The 1,603-nt window shown below is 48.5% G+C and carries 1 rRNA gene; it reads right to left on the minus strand.

Annotated elements, in window-relative coordinates:
- Positions 1-32: 32 nt before the first annotated feature.
- A 16S ribosomal RNA gene (locus I6E15_RS10010) occupies positions 33-1,547 on the minus strand.
- Positions 1,548-1,603 lie beyond the last annotated feature (56 nt).

A 1,603-nucleotide genomic window follows, 5' to 3' on the forward strand; every position in this document is an offset into this window, starting at 1 on the left:
CAATAGAATAGAGAATATGTATTGCTCCTTAGAAAGGAGGTGATCCATCCGCACGTTCCCGTACGGATACCTTGTTACGACTTCACCCCAATCGCTAACCACACCCTCGGAGCATCCATCCTTGCGGTTAGGCCTGCTACTTCAGGTGCAATCAACTCTCGTGGTGTGACGGGCGGTGTGTACAAGACCCGAGAACGTATTCACCGCAACATAGCTGATTTGCGATTACTAGTGATTCCAACTTCATGTACTCGAGTTGCAGAGTACAATCCGAACTACGAACAGCTTTGTGAGATTTGCTCCTCCTCGCGAAATTGCTTCTCTCTGTACTGCCCATTGTAGCACGTGTGTAGCCCAGCGTATAAGGGGCATGATGACTTGACGTCATCCCCACCTTCCTCCTGCTCATCGCAGGCAGTATCGCATGAGTGCCCAACTTAATGATGGCAACATACAATAGGGGTTGCGCTCGTTGCGGGACTTAACCCAACATCTCACGACACGAGCTGACGACAGCCATGCACCACCTGTCTCTAGGTTCTCCCGAAGGAGCACTAAGAAATCTCTTTCTCATTCCTAGGATGTCAAACGCTGGTAAGGTTCCTCGCGTTGCGTCGAATTAAACCACATGCTCCACCACTTGTGCGGGTCCCCGTCAATTCCTTTGAGTTTCATACTTGCGTACGTACTCCCCAGGCGGATTACTTATCGCGTTAGCTTGAGTGCCGAGGTTCGACCCCCGACGCTTAGTAATCATCGTTTACAGCATGGACTACCAGGGTATCTAATCCTGTTTGCTCCCCATGCTTTCGCGCTTCAGTGTCAGTATTCGTCCAGTGAGCTGACTTCTCTATCGGCATTCCTACAAATATCTACGAATTTCACCTCTACACTTGTAGTTCCGCCCACCTCTCCGATACTCTAGTTAGGCAGTTTCCAACGCAATACGGAGTTGAGCCCCGCATTTTCACATCAGACTTACCAAACCACCTAGACGCGCTTTACGCCCAATAAATCCGGATAACGCTTGCGACATACGTATTACCGCGGCTGCTGGCACGTATTTAGCCGTCGCTTCTTCTATTGGTACCGTCATTTTTTTCTTCCCAATTGAAAGCACTTTACAATCCTAAGACCGTCATCGTGCACACAGAATTGCTGGATCAGACTTTTGGTCCATTGTCCAATATTCCCCACTGCTGCCTCCCGTAGGAGTAAGGGCCGTGTCTCAGTCCCCTTGTGGCCGTTCACCCTCTCAGGCCGGCTACCCATCGTGGCCTTGGTGAGCCGTTACCTCACCAACTAGCTAATGGGACGCAAAGCTCTCTCGCAGCGCATATAGCTTTCATACATGAGTCATGCGACTCACGCATAATATCCGGTATTAGCTATCGTTTCCAATAGTTGTCCCAGACTGCAAGGCAAGTTCTTTACGTGTTACTCACCCGTCCGCCACCTTACTATCACCGAAGTGAATTCAAGTAGACTTGCATGTGTTAAGCATTCTGTCAGCGTTCATCCTGAGCCAGGATCAAACTCTTCATTAAAACTTTATATATTTATTGACTAGGTCAAATAATTTACACTTACCATTTTTTAAACA

The organism is Fusobacterium perfoetens (genome assembly GCF_021531475.1).
Classification (GTDB): Bacteria; Fusobacteriota; Fusobacteriia; order Fusobacteriales; family Fusobacteriaceae; genus Fusobacterium_B.